This is a genomic window from Phenylobacterium sp., assembly GCF_031412415.1.
In the GTDB taxonomy this organism is placed as follows: domain Bacteria; phylum Pseudomonadota; class Alphaproteobacteria; order Caulobacterales; family Caulobacteraceae; genus Phenylobacterium.
Map to the genome: position 1 here is coordinate 1 of NZ_JANOCX010000016.1, position 22,094 is coordinate 22,094.

Annotated in this window: 19 protein-coding genes and 2 pseudogenes; 10 read left to right on the forward strand and 11 right to left on the reverse strand. The window is 68.8% G+C overall.

Annotated features, from left to right (window positions below; translation table 11 throughout):
* The 4 genes and pseudogenes from RMO04_RS00595 to RMO04_RS00610 all read left to right on the forward strand — a co-directional run.
* Positions 1-212 (forward strand): annotated as a pseudogene (locus RMO04_RS00595) (Ppx/GppA family phosphatase); the annotation flags it as partial.
* A 98-nt stretch (positions 213-310) separates the two neighbouring features.
* Positions 311-1,249, forward strand: coding sequence for a S1/P1 nuclease (locus RMO04_RS00600; RefSeq protein WP_309642856.1), 939 nt, complete (start codon positions 311-313; stop codon positions 1,247-1,249).
* 92 nt (positions 1,250-1,341) lie between these two features.
* Positions 1,342-3,612, forward strand: coding sequence for a TonB-dependent receptor (locus tag RMO04_RS00605; RefSeq protein ID WP_309642857.1), 2,271 nt, complete (start codon positions 1,342-1,344; stop codon positions 3,610-3,612).
* A complete protein-coding gene (locus RMO04_RS00610) occupies positions 3,572-4,972 on the forward strand; it encodes an alkaline phosphatase (RefSeq protein ID WP_309642858.1) in 1,401 nt (466 codons plus the stop codon). The genes RMO04_RS00605 and RMO04_RS00610 overlap by 41 nt, the downstream gene beginning before the upstream one ends.
* Positions 4,973-5,070: 98 nt before the next feature.
* Here the strand turns inward: RMO04_RS00610 and RMO04_RS00615 are convergent, their stop codons facing one another.
* Entirely contained in the window at positions 5,071-5,985 is a 915-nt protein-coding gene (locus tag RMO04_RS00615; RefSeq protein WP_309642859.1) for a LysR substrate-binding domain-containing protein, read from the reverse strand.
* A 136-nt stretch (positions 5,986-6,121) separates the two neighbouring features.
* Here RMO04_RS00615 and RMO04_RS00620 point away from each other — a divergent pair, with 136 nt between their 5' ends.
* The 4 genes from RMO04_RS00620 (at position 6,122) to RMO04_RS00635 (ending at position 9,409) form a co-directional block, all read left to right on the forward strand.
* Positions 6,122-7,780, forward strand: coding sequence for a glycosyltransferase family 4 protein (locus RMO04_RS00620; RefSeq protein WP_309642860.1), 1,659 nt, complete (start codon positions 6,122-6,124; stop codon positions 7,778-7,780).
* A gap of 120 nt (positions 7,781-7,900) precedes the next feature.
* Positions 7,901-8,248, forward strand: a complete 348-nt coding sequence (locus RMO04_RS00625) for a metalloregulator ArsR/SmtB family transcription factor (RefSeq protein WP_309642861.1) — start codon at positions 7,901-7,903, stop codon at positions 8,246-8,248.
* Between the two features lie 7 nt (positions 8,249-8,255).
* Entirely contained in the window at positions 8,256-8,759 is a 504-nt protein-coding gene (locus RMO04_RS00630) for an arsenate reductase ArsC (RefSeq protein ID WP_309642862.1), read from the forward strand.
* On the forward strand, positions 8,756-9,409 hold the full coding sequence (locus tag RMO04_RS00635; protein WP_309642863.1) for an MIP/aquaporin family protein: 654 nt from the start codon (positions 8,756-8,758) through the stop codon (positions 9,407-9,409). Before RMO04_RS00630 ends, RMO04_RS00635 begins: the two co-directional genes overlap by 4 nt.
* Before the next feature lie 396 nt (positions 9,410-9,805).
* On the opposite strand, the gene RMO04_RS00640 is transcribed toward RMO04_RS00635, so the two are convergent.
* The 6 genes from RMO04_RS00640 to rnd form a co-directional block, all read right to left on the reverse strand.
* A complete protein-coding gene (locus RMO04_RS00640) occupies positions 9,806-10,552 on the reverse strand; it encodes a protein phosphatase 2C domain-containing protein (RefSeq protein ID WP_309642864.1) in 747 nt (248 codons plus the stop codon).
* A complete protein-coding gene (tagH, locus tag RMO04_RS00645) occupies positions 10,549-11,616 on the reverse strand; it encodes a type VI secretion system-associated FHA domain protein TagH (protein WP_309642865.1) in 1,068 nt (355 codons plus the stop codon). The genes RMO04_RS00640 and tagH overlap by 4 nt, the downstream gene beginning before the upstream one ends.
* Positions 11,613-13,394 carry a protein kinase domain-containing protein gene (locus RMO04_RS00650; RefSeq protein WP_309642866.1) on the reverse strand — a complete coding sequence of 594 codons (1,782 nt, stop codon included), beginning with the start codon at positions 13,392-13,394 and terminating at the stop codon, positions 11,613-11,615. The genes tagH and RMO04_RS00650 overlap by 4 nt, the downstream gene beginning before the upstream one ends.
* Positions 13,395-13,493: 99 nt before the next feature.
* On the reverse strand, positions 13,494-14,207 hold the full coding sequence (locus tag RMO04_RS00655) for a LysM domain-containing protein (protein ID WP_309642867.1): 714 nt from the start codon (positions 14,205-14,207) through the stop codon (positions 13,494-13,496).
* A complete protein-coding gene (locus RMO04_RS00660) occupies positions 14,204-15,880 on the reverse strand; it encodes an EAL domain-containing protein (RefSeq protein ID WP_309642868.1) in 1,677 nt (558 codons plus the stop codon). The genes RMO04_RS00655 and RMO04_RS00660 overlap by 4 nt, the downstream gene beginning before the upstream one ends.
* Positions 15,881-15,999: 119 nt before the next feature.
* Entirely contained in the window at positions 16,000-17,181 is a 1,182-nt protein-coding gene (rnd, locus tag RMO04_RS00665; RefSeq protein WP_309642869.1) for a ribonuclease D, read from the reverse strand.
* Positions 17,182-17,275: 94 nt separating this feature from the next.
* Here rnd and purM point away from each other — a divergent pair, with 94 nt between their 5' ends.
* Positions 17,276-18,301 carry a phosphoribosylformylglycinamidine cyclo-ligase gene (purM, locus tag RMO04_RS00670; protein WP_309642870.1) on the forward strand — a complete coding sequence of 342 codons (1,026 nt, stop codon included), beginning with the start codon at positions 17,276-17,278 and terminating at the stop codon, positions 18,299-18,301.
* On the opposite strand, the gene RMO04_RS00675 is transcribed toward purM, so the two are convergent.
* From RMO04_RS00675 to RMO04_RS00685, 3 genes are read right to left on the reverse strand one after another with little or no spacing between them, the layout of a single operon-like run.
* Positions 18,302-19,084 (reverse strand): enoyl-CoA hydratase-related protein, encoded by a 783-nt coding sequence (locus RMO04_RS00675; protein WP_309642871.1) that lies wholly within the window; start codon positions 19,082-19,084, stop codon positions 18,302-18,304.
* Positions 19,081-20,301 (reverse strand): CoA transferase, encoded by a 1,221-nt coding sequence (locus tag RMO04_RS00680; protein ID WP_309642872.1) that lies wholly within the window; start codon positions 20,299-20,301, stop codon positions 19,081-19,083. Before RMO04_RS00680 ends, RMO04_RS00675 begins: the two co-directional genes overlap by 4 nt.
* Entirely contained in the window at positions 20,302-21,465 is a 1,164-nt protein-coding gene (locus RMO04_RS00685) for an acyl-CoA dehydrogenase family protein (RefSeq protein ID WP_309642873.1), read from the reverse strand.
* 171 nt (positions 21,466-21,636) lie between these two features.
* On the opposite strand from RMO04_RS00685, the gene RMO04_RS00690 reads away from it, so the two are divergent.
* Entirely contained in the window at positions 21,637-21,846 is a 210-nt protein-coding gene (locus tag RMO04_RS00690; RefSeq protein ID WP_309642874.1) for a hypothetical protein, read from the forward strand.
* Between the two features lie 7 nt (positions 21,847-21,853).
* Here RMO04_RS00690 and RMO04_RS00695 read toward each other — a convergent pair.
* Positions 21,854-22,094, reverse strand: a pseudogene (locus RMO04_RS00695) (hypothetical protein); the annotation flags it as partial.

A 22,094-nucleotide genomic window follows, 5' to 3' on the forward strand; every position in this document is an offset into this window, starting at 1 on the left:
GGGCTCGCGCGCTGGGCTCGGCGATCCGCCTGGGCTGCGACCTGTCGGCGCGCAATCCCGCGCTGCTGGAACGCTCGGCCCTGCGCATCGCCGGCGACACCCTGTATCTGACCGCCGAGCCCGGTTGGTCGGACATGCTGCTGGGCGAACAGACCGCCAAGCGCGCCCAGACCCTAGCCCAGACCCTGCGGCTGAAACTGCAGGTCGGTTGAGCCGCGCGTTGCGCGGCGCGCAACCGGCGTTCGAACCTTTGCGCCGAGCCACGATTTCGCGGCTGCTAGACCTGCGGACCGTCCGCAGGAGCCGACCTATGCATTTTACAATTCCAGCCCTGACCGCGCTGGCCGTCTTGTCCGCAACCCTCGCGCCGAGCGCCGCATTGGCCTGGACCCGCCCGGGACACATGGTCAGCGCCGCCATCGCCTATGACGAACTGGCCGCGCGCGATCCCGAAGCGCTGAAGCAAATCCTTGCGATCATCGCCCAGCACCCCGACCGCGGCGCCTTCGAGGTCGCGGCGGGTCGGGCGACGGGTGAGGACCGGGACCGGCGGATCTTCATGCAGATCGCGCGCTGGCCCGACGACGTGCGTGGCGGCGGACACGACCACCCGACCTGGCACTACGCCCAGGGCCCGGTGGTCGACCGCGCCAACCCCCCTCCACGGCCGCCACCACAGGATCGGATCGGCGCCGCGCTGGAAGCCTTCGCGCTCAATGCCCGCGTGGCGGGCGATCCGGCCGCGCCGGCCGCGGACCGCGCGGTGGCCCTGTGCTGGGTGTTCCACCTGCTGGGAGACATCCATCAGCCCCTGCACACCGCCCAACTGTTCTCGCGCGACTTCCCTGCCGGAGATCGCGGCGGAGGGCTGCAGTATGTGCGTGATCCCCAGACCGGTGACGCGATCAGCCTGCATTGGCTGTGGGACGACTCGGTCCATCGACTGGGCGATCCGGAGCCGGCCTTCGCGCGGAGCCGGGTCCTGCAGACCCGCCTGCCACGCGCCGTGTTCCCCGAACTGACCAAGGCGACGCTGATCGAGGACTTCCCGGCCTGGGGCGAGGAGAGCTATCGACTGGCGGCGCCGCTGACCTATCGGTCCGACATGATCGCCGCGAGGTCCGCCGCCGAGGCCAGGCCCTTGCCCAGCGCCTATCTGAAGGACGCCACGGCGGTCGCCGAGCGCCGCCTCACCCTGGCCGGCTATCGGTTGGGCGACGTCGCCTCGGCCTTGATGCGCCCTCGCTGAGCGTTGCGTCGCGCGCAACTCTCGTGGCGCGCTTTGCGTTCGACCCCGCCGGAAGGCTCGGCGACAAGGCCCCTGAAATCTGGGGGAATGTCATGCGGCGCAAGGTTTTCTTCGGCACGGCGGGTCTGGCGTTGCTGATGGCGGGAGGCGCCTGGGCCCAAGCCGATCCGGCCAGTCTCGACGAACTGGTCGTGGTCGGCTCGCGCGGCGCGCCGCGGCTGGCGACCGAGACCTCCGCGCCCATCGATGTGTTCTCCGGCGAACAGCTCGCCGCGCGGGGTTTCAACGACCTCTCCAAGACCCTGCAGTTCGTCGCGCCGTCCTTCAACTTCCCGAGGTCCGCCACAGGCCCCTCGGCGTCCAACACCCGCTCGGCCAGCCTGCGGGGCCTGGGTCCCGATCAAGTGTTGGTGCTGATCAACGGACGGCGGCGGCACTCTTCCTCGGTGTTGAACTTCAACAACAATGTCGGACGCGGCACGGTGCCGATCGACTTCAACACCATCCCGGCCTCCGCCATCGCCAGGGTCGAGGTGTTGCGCGACGGGGCGGCGGCCCAGTACGGATCGGACGCCATCGCCGGCGTGATCAACATCGTCCTGCACGACGACGCCGAGGGCGGCGTGGGCTCGGTCCAGACCGGCGCCACGCAGGACGGCGACGGCGAAACGGCGATTTTCACCCTGCGTCACGGGTTCGGGCTGGGCGAGGACGGATTCCTCAACCTGACCGGCGAGGCGCGCTACCGCAACTTCACCAACTCCGCGCGCGTCGATCCCCGCGTGGGACGGAACACCCAGCGCCACGGCGATCCGGAATCGCTCGACCTCAACCTGGCCGCCAACGCCAGCTACGCCCTGCCTGGCGCGGAACTCTACGGCTTCGCCACCTTCGATCACCGGGACTCGCAGAGCACGCCGCTGTTCCGCCTGCCCAGCGTGGCGCCGGCTCTCTATCCGCTGGGCTTCCTGCCGTTGATCGAGCTGACCATGGCCGACGCCGGCGGGGCGGTGGGCGTGCGAGGCGAGGCCGCGGGCTGGTCCTGGGACCTCAGCGATACGATCGGCTACAATCGCGCCGAGTTCGCCGTTTCCAACACGGCCAACACCTCCCTGGGCGCGGCCAGCCCCCGCCGTTTCGAGGCGGGCGCCACGCGCTACAGTCAGAACCTGCTCAACCTCACCCTCAGCCGCAGGTTCGACATCCTCGCCGGCGCCAACCTGGCCGGCGGACTGGAGCATCGGTTCGAGGCGTTCGAGATCGAACCCGGCGAGCCCGGCTCCTACCAGGGCGCGGGCGCTCAGGGATTCCCCGGCTACAACCCGCCACGGCCGGTGGACGTCGACCGCACCGCTGTCAGCGCCTTCCTCGACGCCGAACTGTCGCCCCTCACGGGTTTCGACCTTGGGCTCGCCGTCCGCTTCGAGGACTACAGCGACTTTGGCCAGGAGACGACCGGCAAGCTCTCGGCCTTCTGGCGCGCGGCCGACTGGATCGCGCTGCGCTCCACCGCCAGCACTGGCTTCCGCGCGCCGTCCCTGCAGCAGCAGGCCTTCTCCACAGTCACCAGCCAGCTCAGCGCCGGGGTCCTGGTCAATGTGGGCACGTTCGCCGTGGACGATCGCGTTTCGCGGGCCCTAGGCGCCACGCCGTTGAAACCGGAAACATCGCGCAACCTCTCGGCCGGGGTGGTGCTGACGCCCCTGCCCCGCCTGACCATCACCGCCGACGTGTTCCGCATCGAGATCGAGGACCGCATCGCGCTCTCGGAGTCGCTGTCCGGCCCGGCGGTGAGCGCCATCCTGGCGGCCAACGGCATCACCAACGCCTCGCAGGTCCGATTCTTCACCAACGCCGCCGACACCCTGACGGAGGGCTGGGAGGCGGCGATCTCGTGGTCGACTCCACTCGCCGACACGGGACGCCTTGGCGTGACCCTCGCCTACGGCTCGTACGACAACGATGTGGAGGCGCTGCGGCTCAACCCCGTGCTGCCGGCGCTGGCCTTGCTGGGGCCGGCGTCCATCGGGGTGCTGACCGACGCCCAGCCCCGCAACAAGGTTACGCTCAACACCGACCTGGCCCTGGGGCGGTGGAAACTGTTCGCCGACGTGGTGCGGTTCGGTAAGTATCGGTCAAGCCCGCTGGGCCCCGTCCAGGTGTTCGACGCCGAGGTCACCCTCGACCTGTCCTTGGCCTACGAGATCAACAAAACGCTCAGCCTTCATGCGGGTGTGATCAACGCAACCGATGAGTATCCCGATGAGGTCGTCGGCTCCAATGACGGACGGCCCTACACGGAGGCAGGCGGACTTGGCGTGGATGGACGGGAGTATTTCGTCAGGTTGTCGGCGCGCTTCTAGCGTTCTGGCCCTCGCGGTCGCGATCTGCGCGACGCCGGCGCACGCCGCGGAGCGGGCCAAGAACGTCATTCTGTTCATCGGCGACGGGATGGGGGTCTCGACCCTGACCGCGGCGCGGATCTTCGACGGCCAGCGGCGCGGCGTGGATGGCGCCTCCAACCAGCTGTCCTTCGAGGCCTTTCCGGACTTGGCCCTGGTGCGGACCTATTCCGCCGACAGCCTGGTCACCGAGTCCGCCGCCAGCGCCTCGGCCATCCTGACGGGCCGTCGCACGCTGAATGGCGCGCTGGGGGTCAGCGACAAGATCGTGCGCGATGATTGCGCCTCGCTGGCGGCGGCGCGGGTCCCGACCCTCGCCGAACTCGCCAAACAAAGCGGTCGCTCCACGGGCGTGGTCTCCACCGCCGCAATCACCGACGCGACGCCCGCCTCGCTCTACGCCCACAGCCCTTCGCGCCACTGGCAGATCGACGCCGACCTGCCGCCGGGCGCCGCGGCCGCCGGCTGTATCGACATCGCCCGCCAGATGTTGGACGGGCCCAAGGCGCTGCAACTCGACGTCATGCTCGGCGGTGGGCTTTCGGCCTTCACGTCCGAAGACGGCGCGGGGCGGCGGCTGGACGGGCGCGATCTGACCGCCGACTGGCGCAAGACCGGCGGGGCCTATGTGGACACCGGCTCGGCCCTAGCGGCGGTTCCGAAGGGCACGACACGACTGCTCGGTCTGTTCGCGCCGGGCAACATGATGCGCGAGACCACGCGCAAGCTGCTGGAGGCGGACGCCCCGCGCCTTGTCGACATGACGGTCAAGGCCATCGAAATTCTGTCGCAGGACCGTGACGGCTACTTCCTGATGGTCGAGGGGGCCCTGATCGACAAGGCGCACCACCAGAACCTCGCCCACGAGGCGCTCAATGAGACCGTCGAACTGTCGCAGGCGGTCGCAGCGGCCATGGCCATGACTGAGCCCGCCGACACCCTGATCATCGTCACGGCCGACCACAGCCATGGCCTGACCCTCAACGGCGGATCGCGCCGCACGACGATCCCGGGCCTCTTGCCGGGCACCGAGGACGATCCGGCCCTGGCGCTCGACGGCAAGCCGATCCCCATCCTGATGTACGCGACGGGACCGGGCGCGCCGGCTCTTGGCGAAACGCGACCCGATGTGTCGAGCACTGATCTGTCGGACCCCGACCAGCGCGCCCTGGCGACGGTCCCGCTGGGCAGCGCGGCGCACACCGGCGAGGATATCGCCGCCTATGCGCGCGGCCCGGGCTCGGCGCGCATCCGCGGCCTGATCGACCACCCAACCGTCTTCCAGGCCATGCGCGAGGCGCTGGGGCTTCCCGAGCGCTAAAGCGGTTTCCGGCCAAGTGGATACCGGTTCGTCGCCAGAAAGCGCGCCAAACCCAGGACCTAGAGCGCCGCTCCGAAACTTCCGGAGCGGATCGCGCTCTAGGCCGCGATACGCGCCCGGCTGATGTCGGGGGTGCGCTCGGCCTCGAACTCGAGCCAGCGCCAGACCTTTTCCACAGGCGCCCGGTCGCGGCGGTCGGCGGGTGCGACCAGGTGGTAGCCGCCTGGGAAGGCCGCGTGCGGCAGGTCCAGGCGGACGAGACGGCCATTTTCCAGATGCGGCCAGACCGTGGGCGCCGCGGCCAGCGCCACGCCGAAGCCCTCCGAGGCCATCTCGTACATGGCGTGAAGCAGGTCGCAGGTGGAGGCCGACGGCAGCTCCGCCGCCAGGCCGGTCTCCCGCGCCCACCAGGGCCACATATCGGGCGGCTGACTGACCGACAGCAACCGGTGGCGTTCCAGGCGCCCACCGCGAGCCTTGAACGATCGGGCGACCTCAGGCGAGGCGACAGGCGCCACCGTAACGCTCAGCAGCGGTCGACTGACCAGACCGGTCAGGTCGATGTCCGAGAAGCAGACGCCCAGGTCGGCCTCGCCGCAGCGCAAGTCGGAGGCGCCGCGCTGGGTCTTCAACGACAGTTCGATCTCGGGATGCGCAGCGCGGAAGGCGTCCATCCGGGGGATCAGCCAGCCGACGGCCAGGGAGTGGGACAGGGAGAGTGTGACCGACAGGGCCTCGTCATTGCGCCGCGCGACGCTGGCGGCGGCGCGGCGCAGTTCCAGCAACGCGGGCTTCAATTCCGCCAAGCAGCGTTCGCCGGCCGGGGTCAGCCGCAATCCGCCGGGGCGGCGCTCGAAGAGGCGCAGGCCGACATAGGAGGAGAACGACTGGATACGACGCGAAAATGCCGCCGGGCTGAGGGCGCAACGCTCCGCCGCCACCCGGAAGCTCGGCGCCTGGGCGGCCTCGATGAAGGCCTCGATCTGTTCCAGCGGCGGCAGGCGGCGGCGCATGACATGGTCCGTTATCGGAGGAGCCGCATCTAACGCCCATCCCGTGACACCGCGATGTCACCGACCGCGGGGCTTGGCGCCGCGCGTGGCGCCCCTAAGGTGCACGGCCCATGGTGCCCCAGGAATCGGCCAAACGATGAGCTCACGTCTGGCGATCTTCCATCCGGCCGGAAAGCTCGGCCTCGGCCAGAACTTCTTCGGCAAGGACGTCGCCAATCTCGACCTCTATCGGGCGCTGGTGGCCCATGGCGGCTTCGCGGCGGTGGACATCCTGACCCTGGTCCAGGTCGGGCTAGATCAGATCGCTCCGGCCCTGACCCAGGGCCGCGCGACCACCACCCAGCTCAGCGTCGACAGCATCCTCAACACCCAGCGGGCGGTCCAGGCCGGCGCCCTGTTGCGCGGTCAGCCCGATCTCGCCGACCTCGCCTGGCTGCGCCGCCAGAACGTCGGGGATCGGGCCTACAGCCTTGTCGGTCTGATCCACACGATCGCCCCGCCGGCCAGTCGTATGAGCCTGGCGATGAACCAAGTGGCGCCGATCCAGCCCTGGGACGCGCTGATCTGCACCTCGCCGTCCGTGCAGGACGCCCTGAGGGACATGTTCGAGACCTGGGGCGACTACCTGGCCCATCGGTTCGGTGACGGCCAGCGCCGCTCGATCCCGAAGCTACCGCTGGTGCCGCTTGGCGTCGACCACGCGCGGTTTCAGGGCCTGGCCGACCGGCCCGATGTCCGCGCCAGTGTGCGGGCCGAACTGGGCCTGGGCGAGGACGACATCCTGGTCCTGTGGGTCGGGCGGCTGTCGTTCTTCGAGAAGGCCTTCCCACAGCCGATGTTCGCGGCGGTGGAAGAGGCCGCCAGGCTGACCGGCAAGAAGGTCCATTTCGCCCTGGTCGGCTGGTTCCCCAACGAGCCTCTGCACCGGCCGCTCTACGAACGGGCGGCCGCGGCCTATGCGCCGTCAGTCACGCCCCACTTCCTGAACGGCAACGATCCCGAGGTGGTCGGCGGTACCTGGGCGGCCGGCGACATCTTCCTGTCCCTGGTCGACAACATCCAGGAGACCTTTGGCATCACCCCGATCGAGGCGATGGCCGCGGGCCTCCCCGTCGTGGTCAGCGACTGGGACGGCTACCGCTACACCGTCCGCGACGGTCGGGAGGGTTTCCTGATCCCGACCCTGGGCGCGCCCGCCGGCAGCCAGGGCCGCAGCTTGGCGGCTCGACACGCCGTGGGCATGGACGCCTATCAGCACTATGTCGGGGCGGTCGCCCAGCACACCGCCGTCCACGTCGGCCGCGCCGCCCAGGCCCTGGCCGCCCTGATCGCCGACCCAGGCTTGCGCGCCCGGATGGGCGCGGCGGGACGCGAGCGCATCGCCACCACCTTCGACTGGCCGGTGGTGGTGGGCGAGATTCGCGCTCTGCTAGACGAACTGGCCGCGATCCGGGCCGCCGCGCCGGACGTCATGCCCAGCCATCTGACCAACCCACCCAAGGGCGATCCCTTCGCCGACTTCGCGGGCTTCGCGACCCAGGTTCTGTCTCCCGACACCCCACTGGCGCTGCGGCCCGGGGCCGATCCCGCCAACCTGATCCGTACCGACCTCGACGGACATGCGGCGGCTTGGCGGGCCACCCCCGACGAATGCGCGCGGGTCTGCGCCCTGCTCGGCGACGGGCAGGCCGCGACCGTTGGCGAGGTGCTGGCGCACTTCCCTCCGCCGCGCCGGGCGGCGCTTGAGATGGCCGTTGTGTGGATGGCGAAACTAGGCGTGATCGACTGGCTCTAGCCTCGACCTGACCCTCCGCTGCGCCGTCCCAGGACCTGCGGCGCCAATCGCCGCGTCCCGCAGCTGGTCGTCACAAATGCTTGGTTTGGCGGCGCCAATTGATTCTGCTATTCGCGAACTATGGAACAAGATAGCGCCGTCAGCGCCCTGTCCGCCCTCGCCCATCCGGGTCGATTGCGCATCTTCCGCTTGCTGGTGGTGGCGGGCGAAGGCGGCATGGCGGCGGGCGACATCGCGCGCGCCGCCGAGATCCTGCCCAACACCCTGTCGACCAATCTGAACATTCTAAGCCATGCTGGGCTGGTGACGTCGCAGCGCGACGGCCGCTCGATCGTCTATCGCGCCGCATACGACCGCATGGCTGAGCTGCTGGTGTTTCTCACCGAAGACTGCTGCGGCGGCAACGCCGCCATCTGCGCGCCCCTGGCCCAAGTCGCCAACCGGGCGGCCGCCTGCAACATCTGCTGAGGTAGTCATGCCGCTCAACGTCCTATTCCTATGCACGGGAAACTCCGCGCGCTCGATCCTCGCCGAAGCGCTGCTGAACCGCCTTGGGGCGGGTCGATTCAAGGCGCTGTCGGCCGGCTCCATGCCCAAGGGCGCGGTCAACCCGCACGCGCTGCACCTGCTGGCCTCGTTGGGCTACGACGTCTCGGCCTATCGCTCAAAGCCGTGGGAGGAGTTCGCCGCGCCGCACGGACCTGACCTCAACTTCGTGTTCACGGTCTGCGACAACGCCGCCGGCGAAGTCTGCCCGATCTGGCCTGGTCAGCCGATGAGCGCTCACTGGGGCATCCCCGACCCCGCCGCTGTGGAAGGGACCGACGCCGAGATCGGCCTGGCCTTCGCCGAGGCCTATCGCCAGCTCAAGAACCGGATCGAAGCCTTCGTGAACCTGCCGCTCTCCACGCTGGACGCGGTCGCGCTGAAGCGGCGGATCGACGAGATCGGGGCGGCCGACAGCCTGCAAGGCGCTTGATCCGCCGTCTTATCACCGAGGGCCTCGGCACGGCCTGGCTGCTGGCCGTGGTGGTCGGCTCCGGGATCATGGCCGAGCGCCTGGCGGGCGGGAACGTCGCCATCGCCTTGCTCGGTAACACCCTGGCCACCGGCGCGGCGCTGTTTGGCCTGATCACCATATTCGGCCCGATCTCCGGCGCGCACTTCAACCCCGCGGTCAGCGTGGTCTTCGCCCTGAAGCGAGAACTGCCCTGGAAAGACGCCGCGGGTTTCGTGGCGGTCCAGGCGCTCGGCGCGATCCTCGGAGTCTGGGCCGCGCACGCCATGTTCGAGGTCCCGATCTGGCAGGTCTCGACCAAGCTGCGCGATGGGCCCGCACAGGTATTCTCAGAAGGGATTGCCACCTTCGGCCTGATCCTGATCATCCTGGGAACTGTTCGCTTCCGACCGGCCGCCACGCCCGCCGCCGTCGGTCTCTACATCACCGCCGCCTACTGGTTCACCGCCTCGACCTCGTTCGCCAATCCGGCGGTGACCCTGGCCAGGGCGCTGACCGACAGCTTCGCGGGCATCGCGCCGATCTCGGCCCCGGGCTTTGTCCTGGGGCAGGTCCTTGGGGCGCTCGCGGCCTGGATCGTCGGCGGCTGGCTATTTGAGCGACGCCCATAGCAAGAGGGCGACGCTGCGGTCGCCCGCGGCATCGCCCTCTCATCCAGGCCCCGTGGAGGGCCTGCGCCTTGAGGTCGTTGACGTTTCCGGTTCGCGGGGTCGCCCCTGCTGGCCTTCGTCGTCGTCGTTGCCCCACGTTGTCCTGCTCCAGGTCGCCCCTTCACCGGTCTCCGCAGGACCTCCTGTTCGCTTGATGATCCGGTCGCCCGGTTCGTCCGCGCCGCAGTCCCTCTCGACAAGGGGAGGCTCGCGCCGATCGGCCCGGCTGGCAAGCGTCGCGACACGTCGGCCCAGTCGCCGGCGGTGGACAAGCGGTGCACAACTCGGGGACCAGATGGTGCGAAGACTACCGGCGAAAGCCGTTGAAACGATCCACCGGTTTTCGCGCGAGATGGCTCAGCGACGGGCGCGAACCAGCATCAGGGTGACATTGTCGCGCGCGCCGCGTTCCAGGGTAAGGGCCAGCAACTGGTCGGCGATAACCTCCAGGTCGTCCTGGGCCAGCATGGCGCCGAGTTCGTGATCCTCAACAAGACCGGTCAGCCCGTCTGAGCACAGGAGGAAGAGGTCCCCAGGCCGGATATCGCCATGGGTCTCCGATAACTCCAGCTTGGCGGCCGCGCCGACCGCGCGGGTGATCACGTTGGAGATCCGCCGATTGCGCGCCTCTTGTTCGTCCAGGGCGCCGGTGTCGATGAGTTCCTGCATCAGGCTGTGGTCGCGGGTCACCCGCATCAGGGCGCCGCCGCGCAGCAGGTAGATGCGACTGTCTCCCGCCCAGACGCAGGCATAGTGGTCCTCATGCGCGAGAAGGACGGCGACGGTCGAGCCGATCACGGCGCCCGGCGACAGTGTCGCGGCATGGGCGATCAGATCGCCGTTGGCGGCGACCAAACCCTCGCGCACGGCGTTCAGATAGGCGTAGCCCGAACCGAACCGTCCGACGTTCGTCAGGGCGTCAACCACCCGTAGGCTGGCGACGTCGCCGGCCTGATGTCCGCCCATGCCATCGGCGACGGCCCATAGGCCGACCTCGGGGCGCGCCAGGAACCGATCCTCGTTAAGGCTGCGGGAAAGCCCGACGTGGGTACGGCTGGCGGTCTGGAAACTACGCACACGAGGCATGGCCGCGGCTCGGCTCATGCCTGGGTGCTCATGGCGTCCAGCTCCACGAGTTGGCGTTCATAGGCGGCCTTGAAGGCCTGGTTGACCGGACTGTCAGGATCGCCGTCGGCTCGGGTCCGGAACTCGGCGTGCAGCTTGACGTATTCCGCGAAAGCCATGGCGTCGCGGTTCTTCAACATCAGGGACTGACCCTTCAGCCGCGCCTCGGCCTCCTCCGGCGCGAGGGCCTCCAGGGTCGAACCGACGGAGGCGCGCAGGCCCGCCATCATGCACAGCAGATGCTTTTTCATGTCCTGGAAGGAGGCCTTGACGGCGGCGGGCCCCGACAGGAACCCCTCCCCGCGCGGCCGCAGCAGGTCGGTGGCCACGCGTTGGGCCGGGGCCCACTTGAACGGGTTGTTGCCCTCGGCGCGGACCGTGGTGCGGGTCATGCGGTACTCGGTCTTTACCGAGGTCCGCTCGCTCATCAGGTCGCCAAGCCCCAGAACCATCTGCTGGTAGACCGCGCCCAGTCGATGCATCACCTCGACGGGGTCCTCGCCGGCGAAAGTCGAGGCGTCGAGGCGGGCGCCGGCGCAGAAGGCGTCCAGCAGTGAACCGTCGCTCGGCGCGTCGGAGGCCTCGGGAGCAGTCCAGGCGTCAGGCGCCGCGAGCGTCGCCGGGGTGATGTGCGCGGGTTTGAGCATCGGCCCGCTGAAAGGCGCGTCGAACGCGCCGTCCTGCGCCTGCGCGGCCTCGACCACGATCAGGTAGCCGCCCAGGCGGAGTGTGTCGCCGGCCTCGATCGGAGCGTGGTCTCCCGGCGGCAGCCGATCGCGCGTGGCCCCAACGAAGACGCCGTTGGAACTGGTGTCGCGCAGGGTAAGCCGCCCGCCATGCAGCGCGATGACGCAGTGGCTGCGCGAGATGGATCGCTCGGGGTCGGCGATGGTCCAGCCGGCGGCGGGATCGCGACCGATGATCAGTTCACCTTCAGCGAGCTCACGCGACTCCAAGAGCTGGAACGGATCGCTCTGGCGGAACAGGCGCAGGACGGCCTTGGTGACTTTCGGCCGAGCCAGGGTGGCGGTGAGGGCGCTCAAGATCGGCCTCCGATGACGGTTCGGTCGTATTCGTCCTCTTCCAGCACCAGTCGGGTCCGGTCGAGGGCCTGCACCGCCCGCTCCGCGGCGGCGGCGGCGATGCGAAGCTCCGTCATGGCGGAAGGCTCGGCGGCCGGCGGCTCGGCGCGGGTCAGCGCCTCGGTCTCCAGCCGGTCCTGGACGGAGCTCGCGAACCGGTTGAAGCCGTCGAAAAGTTCGCCGAACTCATCCTTGCGGTTGTGCGAAATGCGGAAGTCGAGATCTCCCCGCGCCGCATCGGCCAAGGCGCCGCGCAAGCGGCGGATCGGGCCAGCCACCTGGCGGGCGGCGGCGTAGCTGACCGCCATCACGACGCCAAGCGTGACGACGCTGAGCGCCGCCAGCAGCCAGTGCGAGAGCGCGGCGGCGGCGGCGAGGTCGGCGCGGCTCACCGTCACGTCCACCGTGCCGAACGAGCGGCCGGCGTAGAGGATCGGGCGCACGAAACGAAAGCCGCCAACGCCTTTTTCCAGCTTCGTCGAGGTGATCACACCGTCGTCGCCCTTGTGGATCAGGGTCTCACCGCGCGGCGTCTCATAGATCTGGCCGACCTGGCTGGCGTTGGTGGCGCCACGGATCAGGCCGTCGGCGTCCACGACGGTGATCTGCTGGATATTGGGGTCGGCGCCGGCAGCGCGCACGAAGGCGGCGACCGGCGCCCAATCGCGCTGATCGGGCGGCAAGGTCGCGTTGTCGGCGGCGGTGAGCGCGGCGTTCGTGGCCACGAATGAGGCGATGGCCCCACCGGAGGACAGGGCCATACGCTCCATGGCCCGATCCTGCCGGTTCAGCACCAGACCGACGCAGAGCAGCAGCACAAGGGCGGTGATCGCGGCCATGATCAAGGTCAGGCGAGCCTGCATCGGCAGGTAGCGACGCACGCCGTCCTGCTCCTCAGCCAGGGCCTCCACGGCCCGTTGCTCGCGACGCATGGCCTCGGCGAGCTGCCCCCCGTCGGCGAAGCGGCGTTCCGGCTTCTTGGCCAGCAGCTTCCCGATGATGAATTGCAGTCCGCGCGGACAATCGGGCGCCAGTTCACCGATCGGACGAGGGTCGTGCTGTGTGATCTGGAGCGCCAGGGTGGCCGCGCTGGTCCCCGCGAACGCGCGCTGGCCGGTGACCAATTCATAGAGGACCACGCCCACGGAAAAGAGGTCCGAACGCCCGTCGATGGCGCCGCCAAGCGCCTGCTCGGGGCTCATGTAGCGCGGCGTTCCCAAGACCTGACCGACCTGGGTCTTCAGCATCTCGGTCTCGCTGTCGGCCTCGGCGACGCGGGCGATGCCGAAGTCGAGAATCTTTACGCTGCGCCCGTCGGGGGCCAGCAGGATGTTGCTGGGCTTGATATCGCGGTGGATGACGCCGACCTCGTGGGCGTAGCGCAGCGCTTCGCCCAGTTGCGCGCCGATAACCAGGACGTCGTCGACGGAGAGCTGTCCGATGCGGGCGGCGGCCTTGTCCAGCGGCTCGCCATCCAGCAGCTCCATGGCGATGTACGGGTAGCCGTCGATCTCGCCGACATCGTAGATCGTCACGATATTGGGGTGCGACAGAGCGCCAGCGGCCTTGGCCTCGCGCAGGAAACGCCCGACATAGTGGCGGTTCTGCCGGAACTCGGCCTTCAGCACCTTGATGGCCAGGACACGGTTGATGCCCGGGTCATAGGCCCGGTACACGTCGGCCATCGCGCCTTCGCCGATACGCGCCTGAACCTCGTAGCGCCCGACCAATTCCAACATGCCCAAGTCCCCGGATCGCGATCCTTTCCGAAAGCTAACCTGCTACGGTTAAAGGAGAATTCGCGTGGGACCGATTCCCGGAATTTATTTCAACGCCAGCTACCGGCCGCGGACATTCGCCTGGATCCTGACGGCGCGATCCAGGTCGCGCTGGATCGCGGCGTTGGCGGGGTCCAGCGCCAGGGCCTGGCGCAGCAGACCGACAGCCTTGTCGATCGCGCCCCGGTTCATCTGCTCCAGGGCCTGGCCTCGCAGCAGACCTGCTCGCGCGGGGTTGCGCGGCGTGCTGGTCGGCGCAGCGGTCGTGGGCGCCGCCGGCTTGGCCGGAGCCACCTTCCGAGGCACACCCGGGATCAACAGGGTCTGGCCGACGCTCATCTGCGAGGGGTCGACGATGTTGTTGTACCGGGCCAGACCGTAGAACAGCAGTCCATCGCCCATCAGCCGGTCGGCGACCGTCGACATCGTGTCGCCCGGGCGAACCTTGTAGGCGTAGTTCTTCTCGCCCAGCAGCTCGCGCGGATCGCGGTCGATCTGGTCCAACAGCTTGCGCGCGACGGCGTTGGCAGGCTGCTCGGCCAGCAGGGCGAGCAGTTCGGCCCGCGCCACGTCGCTCTGGCCCACGCCCAACAGATCCACCGCTCGCTTCTGGCGCTCGCGCGCGCTGAGCCCTGCCGTGGCGACTGGTGCGGAGGGCGCCGAGGCGGCGGGCGTCGCGGGCTTCACGCCGAGCGATGGGCCGGTTTTCGGCGCCTGGGCGCAGGCCGCCAAGGTCATGGTCAGCAGAGCGACCGGAAGTCCGAGGGATTTCATGCCACGGCCCTTCGCTTCGCCGCGCCCGAAGTCGGCGGCGCGATCCGGGCGAGCCAGGCGGGGTCTCGCACCGTGCGCACGAAGTCCTCGCTGGTCATCGGACGAGCGAAATAGAAACCCTGGATCAGGAAGCAGCCCAGGCCGCGCAGGGTCTCGACCTCCTCACGGGTCTCGGCGCCTTCGGCGAGGACCTGGATGTCTAGACCGCGAGACAGCTCCACCAAGGCGCGGCAGATGGCCTGGCTGTCGCGGCGCTCGTCGATCTTGGTGACGAATTCGCGGTCGATCTTGAGCTTCGAGAACGGCAGGTTCTTCAGATAGGACAGGCTGGAGTAGCCCGCGCCGAAGTCGTCGATGGCGACGCTGACGCCGAGCGCCCGCAGTTCCTCCACCAGGCGGCGGGTGCGCGCGGCGTCTTCCATGGCCGCGGTTTCGGTCAGTTCGACCTCTAGCGCGCCCGGCGCCAGGCGGTGACGCTCCAGCGTGCGCACGATCGTGGTGTTGAGCGAAGGATCGGCGAACTGACGCGCGGACAGGTTGACCGCCATCTTCAGCCCCGTGAGGCCCATGTCCTGCCAGGCGCGCGCCTCGCGGCAGGCCGCGTTCAACACCCACTGGCCGACCTCGTCGATGAGGCCCGACTGCTCGAGAATCGGAATGAACTCGCCGGGCGAGACCAGTCCCAGCTCGGCATGCCGCCAGCGCAACAGCGCCTCGGCGCCGACCACCCGGCCGCTCTCCAGGTCGACAACGGGCTGGAAGTTCAACGTCAGCTGCTCGCGGGCGATGGCCTGGCGCAAGTCCTGCTCCAGGGAGAAGCGTTCCTTGGCGGCGACGGAAGACTGGGCGGAGAAGAAGGCGAGTTTGCCGCCCGAGCTCTCGCCGGCCTTTGGCAGCGCGGCGAAGGCCCGCGTCAGCAGGGTAGCCGGGTCTTCGCCGTCATGCGGGAAGATCGCGGCGCCCAGCTCCACATCGGGCGACAGGCGGATGTCGGGCAGTTCCTGCGCCAGCACATAGCCCAAGGCCTGCAGCTCACTGGCCGCGACATGCGGGGCCTCGGCGCCGGCGAACCAGATGGCGAAGCAGTCGCGGTCAACCTGGGCCACGATGCGGCTTGGCTGAAGGGCGCCGGCCAGGCGCTGGGCCAAGGCCGCCAGCGCGCGTTCGGCCGCGCCCTGGTCGAAGGCCGCCAGGCGGTCGTAGTCGGCGAACCGGACCACGCCCAGGACGACAGTTCGGCTGGTGTCCTTCACATCGTTGTCGAGGACCGCCAGGAACGGCTCGCGGGTCGGCAGGCCGGTGATCGGATGGCGATTGGCCAGGCGATGTCGGTGGGTGTCCAGGCGCCCGGCGATCAGGGTCACGTCGCGCATCATGCGGCCGACCACGTCGGAAAAGCCTTGCGGCAGTGGACCGACCTCATGACCATGAGCGCAGGCTTCCAGGGTCCGGCCCAGCAGGCCCAGCGGCCGCAGCATCAGGGAGAGCAGGACCAGCGCCCCGGCCGAGCCGGCCAGGGCGACGGCTAGCGTCGCGGTGCGGGTCAGGCCCTCCCCCGGGATCAGCCAGCCGACGAAGGGGCATAGCGCAGCGATCGCGGCCAGAGCCACCACCTTGCCCCGGTAACCCACCAGGGGCAATTGGCCGAACGCCTCATAGGTCCAGAGCTTCAAATTCGCACCACCGCGGCCGTCCCCACGAAGACCTCAGGGTGCAACATGGGCCCAGGTCTTCTACCGCTTGGTGAAAATGTGTCCTTTACGGATGGTGACCAACCTAGAGCGTGGCGGCCCTACTCCGCCGCCGCGCTCGCCTTGGGCGCGCGGCGGACTTCCACCACCCGCACCCGGGTCCCGTCCAGCACCAGGGCCAACTCGCCGCGCTTGAGACGCAGGGCGTCCTCGCCGAACGCTTCGCGCCGCCATCCGGTAAGCGCCTGGGTCTTGGCGTTGTCGTCATTGGCGATCTGCTCAAGATCGGAAACCGTGGCGATCAGCTTGGAGGCCACGCCGGCGTCCTCGGAGCGCGCCTTGAGCAGCACCTTCAGCAGTTCGACCACCGCGCCGGCGGCTGGCGACGGCTGGACCTTGCTGCGCTCGATGACGGGCGCATAGGCCTCGGGGTCCTTCAACGCCTCGCGTACGGCGGTCAGCAGGTCAGGGCCGAACCGCGAACCCGAGAAGCCCTTGGGCACCGAGCGTAGGCGGTCCAAGGCGTCGGCGTCGGTCGGCGCCTGGGTGGCGATCTCGTCGATCGCGTCGTCCTTGAGAATTCGGCCGCGGGGCTGGTCGCGCATCTGGGCGGTGCGTTCGCGCCAGGCAGCGACCGACTTGAAGATCGCCAGATACTTCGAGGTGTGGCGGCGGGGCTTGAGCCGCTTCCAGGCGTTCTCGGGCTCCACGTCGTAGAGCGCCGGGTCGCACAGCCCCTGCATCTCGTCGAAGACCCAGCCCAGGCGGCCTTCCTTCTCCAGCCGCGCGCGCAGCATCGGATAGAGCTCGGCCAGGTGCGTCACATCGCCAAGGGCGTAGACGAGCTGGGCGTCGGTGAGCGGGCGCCGAGCCCAGTCAGTGAAGCGCGACGACTTGTCGATCTCCAGCTTGAGCATCTGGCGGACCAGGGCGTCATAGGCGATCTGCTCGCCGAACCCGGCGGCCATGCCGGCGACCTGGGTGTCGAACAGCGGCTTGGGCATCGCGTTCAGATTGTTGAAGATTTCCACGTCCTGACGGGCCGCGTGGAACACCTTTTCGATGGTCTCGTCGCGCAGGATCTCGAGGAACGGCTCAAGGTCCATGCCTTCGGCCAGCGGATCGATCACCGCCTCGGCGGACGGCGCGGCGGCCTGGATCAGGCAGAGCTTGGGCCAGTCGGTGGTTTCGCGCATGAACTCGGTGTCGACCGCGACGAAGGGCTGGCCTTTGAGTTTGTCGCAGAACGCCTGGAGTTCGGCGGTGGGTGTAATCGGCGGCATCAAGTAGCTATACGCTCGCGAGTGGCCGAGTCTGCAAGCGCCCGATGCGCGCAGCGGCCAATTTCTTGCCTGTCCTGAGTCCTAAAGGCGTCACATGACCGACCGGCCCAATGGCCTCACCTACGCCCAGGCCGGCGTCGATATCGACGCCGGGAACGACCTGATCGAACGCATCAAGCCCTTGGCCAAGGCCACCCGCCGACCAGGCGCGGACGCCGCCCTGGGCGGCTTCGGCGCGTTGTTCGACCTGAAGGCGGCGGGCTATTCCGATCCTCTGCTGGTCTCGACCACCGACGGCGTCGGCACCAAGCTTAAGATCGCCATCGAGACGGGCCAGCATGACACTGTGGGCATCGACCTGGTGGGCATGTGCGTCAACGACCTCCTGGCCCAGGGCGCCGAGCCCCTGCTGTTCCTCGACTATTTCGCCACGGGCAAGCTCAACGTCGACGAGGCCGCGCGCGTGGTGGGCGGCATCGCCGAAGGCTGCAAACTGGCGGGCTGCGCCCTGGTCGGCGGCGAGACGGCGGAGATGCCGGGCATGTACGCCGAGGGCGACTATGACCTCGCGGGCTTCTCGGTCGGCGCGGTGGAGCGCGGCGCGGTGCTGCCGACCCTCGACACCCAACAGATCGGCGACGTGCTGATCGCGCTCGCTTCCAGCGGCCCGCATTCCAATGGCTATTCCCTGGTGCGTCGGGTGGTGGAGCGTTCGGGCCTGGCCTGGGACGCGCCGGCGCCGTTCGCGACGGGCAAGACCTTGGCCCAAGCGCTGATGGCGCCCACCCGCATCTACATCAAGAGCGTCCTGCCGCAGATCAAGGCTGGCCGGATCAAGGGCTGCGCCCATATCACCGGCGGCGGACTGATCGAGAACCCGCCCCGCGCCATCGCCGATGGACTGGTCGCGAAGTTCGACTGGGACGCCTGGCACCTGCCAGCCGTGTTCCAATGGCTGGCCGAGGTCGGCGGGATCTCCGATCATGAGCTGCGGCGGACGTTCAACTGCGGCGTCGGCATGATGCTGATCGTGGCGCCGGAGCACCTGGCCGACACGCTGGACGGCTTGCTGGCGGCCGGCGAGGACGCCTTCGTGTGCGGGGAGCTGGCGACGACCTAGCTACTCGCCGCGGAACACCGCTGTCCGCTTCTGGTTGAACGCCGCCACGCCTTCGCGGCGGTCCTTGGTCTTGAACAGACGGTTGTACTGAACCAGCTCCAGGGCCATCGCCTTGTCCAGCGGCAGGGCCGCGCCGCCGCGCACCACGGACTTCAGCGCCCGCACCGAAAGCGGCGCCTTCGAGGCGATCACGCGGGCCCGCTCCAGGACCTGAGGCATCAGCTCGTCGGCGGGGACCACGTGGTTGACCAGGCCGAAGTCCAGCGCCTGGCCCGCATCGATGGGGAGGCCGGACATCAACAGTTCGGCGGCCCGGCGTTCCCCGGCCGCGCGCACGATGTACTGGGTGCCACCGAGGCCGGGAATGATGCCCAATCCCACCTCGGGCAAGCCCAGTCGCGCGCTCTCCGACGCCCAGGCGAAGTCGCAGGCGAGCGCCATTTCGCAACCGCCGCCCATGGCCGCGCCGTTGACCGCCGCGATGATGGGGAACGGACAGGCGAGCTGAGCGCGGATCATCGCCTCGAACATGACGTGCTGCTCGCCCCACGCCGCGTCGGTCATGCCGTCGCGTTCCTTGAGGTCGGCTCCGGCGCAGAAGAACCGACCCGCCCCGGTGAGGACCGCCACGCGCACGGTCGGGTCCTCCGCCAATGTGGTCCACAGGGCCAGCAACTCCTCGCCCATGGCGGTATTGAGCGCATTCGCGGCTTCGGCGCGCGACAGGGTGACCAGCTGTACGCCGTCGCTGGCTTGGCTGACCGTGATCGTCTTGTGGCTCATCTTCCCCCCGGTCCGGCGACGACACCCTTGTCGTGAAGCTGAGCGATCTCGCCGCTCGAGAGGCCCAGCACCTCGCTGAGCACCTCGTCCGTATGCTGGCCCAGGCGGGCCGCGGGCCGCGCGGGCCCGCGCGCCTGCTGCGGGATGGTCCCCGCGAACCCCGGCGCGGGATAGGTGGCGCCGCTGGGATGGAGGATGTCGGAGAACATCGGATTGCCCTTCACGAGGCGAGGATCCTCCGCCGCGGCGCTCATGTGTTGATAAGGACCCCAGCACACGCCCTCACGCTCGAACGACGGCAGCAGGTCCTCAAGCGTCTTGGCGGCGAAGGCCGTCTCGAACAGGGGCAGCAGGCGCGCGCGATGGTCGAAGCGGAGGCCCTCGTGGCCCGCGAAGTCCACGCCGAGCTCGGCCTCGACGGCGCCCACCTCAGCCTCGATTTCCAGCACCTGAAGCAGGGTGCGCCATTGCCGAGCCGTGATGGCCACCAGCATGATCCGCCGACCGCCCTTGAGCACGAAGTCGCGGCCGAAGGCGCCGAACAGGTCATTGCCGATGCGCGGCCGGTCCTGGCCGCCCAGGGACTCGGCGAGATAGCCCAGGTTCGCCATGGTCGAGGCCGCCACGTCCGACAGCGGGATGCGGATCTCGCGCCCCTGCCCGTCGCGCTGTCGGGCGCTGATCGCCGCCACCAGGGCGAAGGCGGCGTAGGCGCCGGTCAGCAGGTCCCAGGCCGGCAGGACATTGTTGACCGGCCGCGGATCGTCCGGATGTCCGTTCATCAGCGGCACCCCGACCGCGGAGTTCACGGTATAGTCGACCGCCGGCCGGCCGTCCGCCCAGCCCATCACCCGGGCGCAGATCAGGTCGGGACGCAGGGCGCTGAGCTTTTCGTAGGAGAGGAATCCCTCGACGGGGAAGTTGGTCACGAATACCCCGCCCTGCTCGCCCGGCGCGGCGGCCAGGCGCTGGGCCAGCTCGCGGCCTTCAGGACGGCCAAGGTCGATGGCGATGGACTTCTTGGCCTTGTTCAGCCCCTCCCAATAGAGGCTGTCGCCGCCCGGGGTCAGGGGCCAGCGCCGGAAGTCCGGGCCGCCGCCGATATTGTCGAACCGGATCACCTCTGCGCCCAGTTGCGCCAGGTAGAGGCCGCAGGTCGGGCCGGCGACGAAGGCCGAGCCCTCCACCACGCGTAGCCCCTTCAAGAGATCGTACATTCAGAAGCTCTTCGGCAGGCCAAGCACGTGGGTCGCCACGTGGCTGAGGATCAGGTTCGTGGAAATGGGAGCGACCTGGTAGAGCCGGGTCTCGCGGAACTTGCGCTCGATGTCGTACTCCTCAGCGAAGCCGAAGCCGCCGTGGGTCTGCAGCGCCGTGTCGGCGGCGAACCAAGAGGCCTCTGAAGCGAGAAGTTTGGCCATGTTGGCTTCCGTGCCGCAGGGCTGGCCCGTCTCGAACATGGCCGCGGCCTTCTGGACCATCAGCTCGGCGGCGCTGACCTGGACATGGGCGCGGGCGATGGGGAACTGGACGCCCTGGTTCTCGCCGATCGCCCGACCGAACACTTGGCGCTCCTTGGCGTAGGCGCTGGCCCGGTCGATGAAGAACTTACCGTCGCCGACGCACTCGGCGGCGATCAGGATCCGCTCGGCGTTCATGCCGTCCAGGATGTAGCGGAAGCCCTTGCCCTCCTCGCCAACCAGGTTGGCGACCGGGACCACCAGGTCGTCGAAGAACAGCTCGGTGGTGGCGTGGTTGAGCATGGTGCGGACCGGGCGGATGGTCAGGCCGTTACCGACCGCCGTGCCCAGATCGACCAGCAACACGCTCATGCCGTCGGACGGCCGGGCGGCGTCCTCGCGCGGCGTGGTGCGCACCAGCAGGACCATGAGGTCGGAGTGCTCGGCCCGGCTGATCCAGATCTTCTGGCCGCGGACCACGTAGCTGTCGCCGACCCGCCTGGCGAAGGTGGATATCCGGGTGGTGTCGGTGCCAGCGCCGGGCTCGGTCACGCCGAAGGCCTGGAGGCGCAGCTCGCCGCTGGCGATCTTGGGCAGGTAGGCGTCCTTCTGCGCCTGGCTGCCGTGCTTCAACACCGTGCCCATCGTGTACATCTGGGCGTGGCAGGCGCCGCCATTGCAGCCCGAGCGGTGGATCTCCTCCAGCACCGCCGTGGCCGCCGAGAGGCCAAGGCCGGAGCCGCCGTATTCCTCCGGGATCAGCACCGACAGGAAGCCCGCCTGAGTCAGAGCCGCGACAAAGGCGGTGGGATAGGTCCGTTCGCGGTCCAGCGCGCGCCAGTACTCGCCGGGGTACTGAGCGCACAGTTTGCGCACCGCCTCGCGGATCTCAGGGAAGCTCTCAACGGCCGCTGCGTCCACGCGTTCTGCTCCTCGCCCCCTGGTCAGCTAGCGCATGACGCGTGCGATGGGAACGGCCAGATCAGACCTGACGGTGGGTCAAGCAAATCGCCTGAACCGGTCAACGTCGAATCAAAAGTTACGGAATTTCAACCATGTTCTGATGGAACTTCGCGGGTGCGGAACTGTTCGATGACCATGGACGGCCTATTCATGAACCGCGAACAACGCTTACGTCACGAGGCATTGAGCCTTTGGCAGGCCCTGAGTTCCGAGCCGCCGCCGCGTGGCCTGGATGGTCATCGGTTGCTGGACGCCGCTATGGAGTTGAAACCGCCGGTCGAGTACGACCGCCTCCATTCCCCGCACCTGCGGCCGAGCCAGATCACCCGGCCGAAATAGCCAGGACTCAGATCCGGATCTCGAAATAGGCCGTGTCGCTGCCGGCGCTATAGGCCAGGATTTTGATCCGGCAGTCGCGTCCGTCATCCAACTTGAGGATAGCATCGCCCTCTCGGAACAGCGCCTCGGCCGTTTCCGGCTTGGTGCGCAGCAGGCCACGCAGAGGGCTGTAGGCGGAGGCCAGCGTCTTCATCTGACCGGTGATCTCGTAGTCGACCGCGCCTTCGAAGCCGTGAAATCGAAGTTCG

Bases quoted from the DNA above. Each gene is read 5' to 3' on its own strand.
- RMO04_RS00600 (WP_309642856.1), top strand. From the start codon at position 311: ATGCATTTTACAATTCCAGCCCTGACCGCGCTGGCCGTCTTGTCCGCA.
- RMO04_RS00605 (WP_309642857.1), top strand. From the start codon at position 1,342: ATGCGGCGCAAGGTTTTCTTCGGCACGGCGGGTCTGGCGTTGCTGATG.
- RMO04_RS00610 (WP_309642858.1), top strand. From the start codon at position 3,572: ATGGACGGGAGTATTTCGTCAGGTTGTCGGCGCGCTTCTAGCGTTCTG.
- RMO04_RS00615 (WP_309642859.1), bottom strand. From the start codon at position 5,985: ATGCGCCGCCGCCTGCCGCCGCTGGAACAGATCGAGGCCTTCATCGAG.
- RMO04_RS00620 (WP_309642860.1), top strand. From the start codon at position 6,122: ATGAGCTCACGTCTGGCGATCTTCCATCCGGCCGGAAAGCTCGGCCTC.
- RMO04_RS00625 (WP_309642861.1), top strand. From the start codon at position 7,901: ATGGAACAAGATAGCGCCGTCAGCGCCCTGTCCGCCCTCGCCCATCCG.
- RMO04_RS00630 (WP_309642862.1), top strand. From the start codon at position 8,256: ATGCCGCTCAACGTCCTATTCCTATGCACGGGAAACTCCGCGCGCTCG.
- RMO04_RS00640 (WP_309642864.1), bottom strand. From the start codon at position 10,552: ATGAGCCGAGCCGCGGCCATGCCTCGTGTGCGTAGTTTCCAGACCGCC.
- RMO04_RS00650 (WP_309642866.1), bottom strand. From the start codon at position 13,394: ATGTTGGAATTGGTCGGGCGCTACGAGGTTCAGGCGCGTATCGGCGAA.
- RMO04_RS00655 (WP_309642867.1), bottom strand. From the start codon at position 14,207: ATGAAATCCCTCGGACTTCCGGTCGCTCTGCTGACCATGACCTTGGCG.
- rnd (WP_309642869.1), bottom strand. From the start codon at position 17,181: ATGCCGCCGATTACACCCACCGCCGAACTCCAGGCGTTCTGCGACAAA.
- purM (WP_309642870.1), top strand. From the start codon at position 17,276: ATGACCGACCGGCCCAATGGCCTCACCTACGCCCAGGCCGGCGTCGAT.
- RMO04_RS00675 (WP_309642871.1), bottom strand. From the start codon at position 19,084: ATGAGCCACAAGACGATCACGGTCAGCCAAGCCAGCGACGGCGTACAG.
- RMO04_RS00680 (WP_309642872.1), bottom strand. From the start codon at position 20,301: ATGTACGATCTCTTGAAGGGGCTACGCGTGGTGGAGGGCTCGGCCTTC.
- RMO04_RS00690 (WP_309642874.1), top strand. From the start codon at position 21,637: ATGACCATGGACGGCCTATTCATGAACCGCGAACAACGCTTACGTCAC.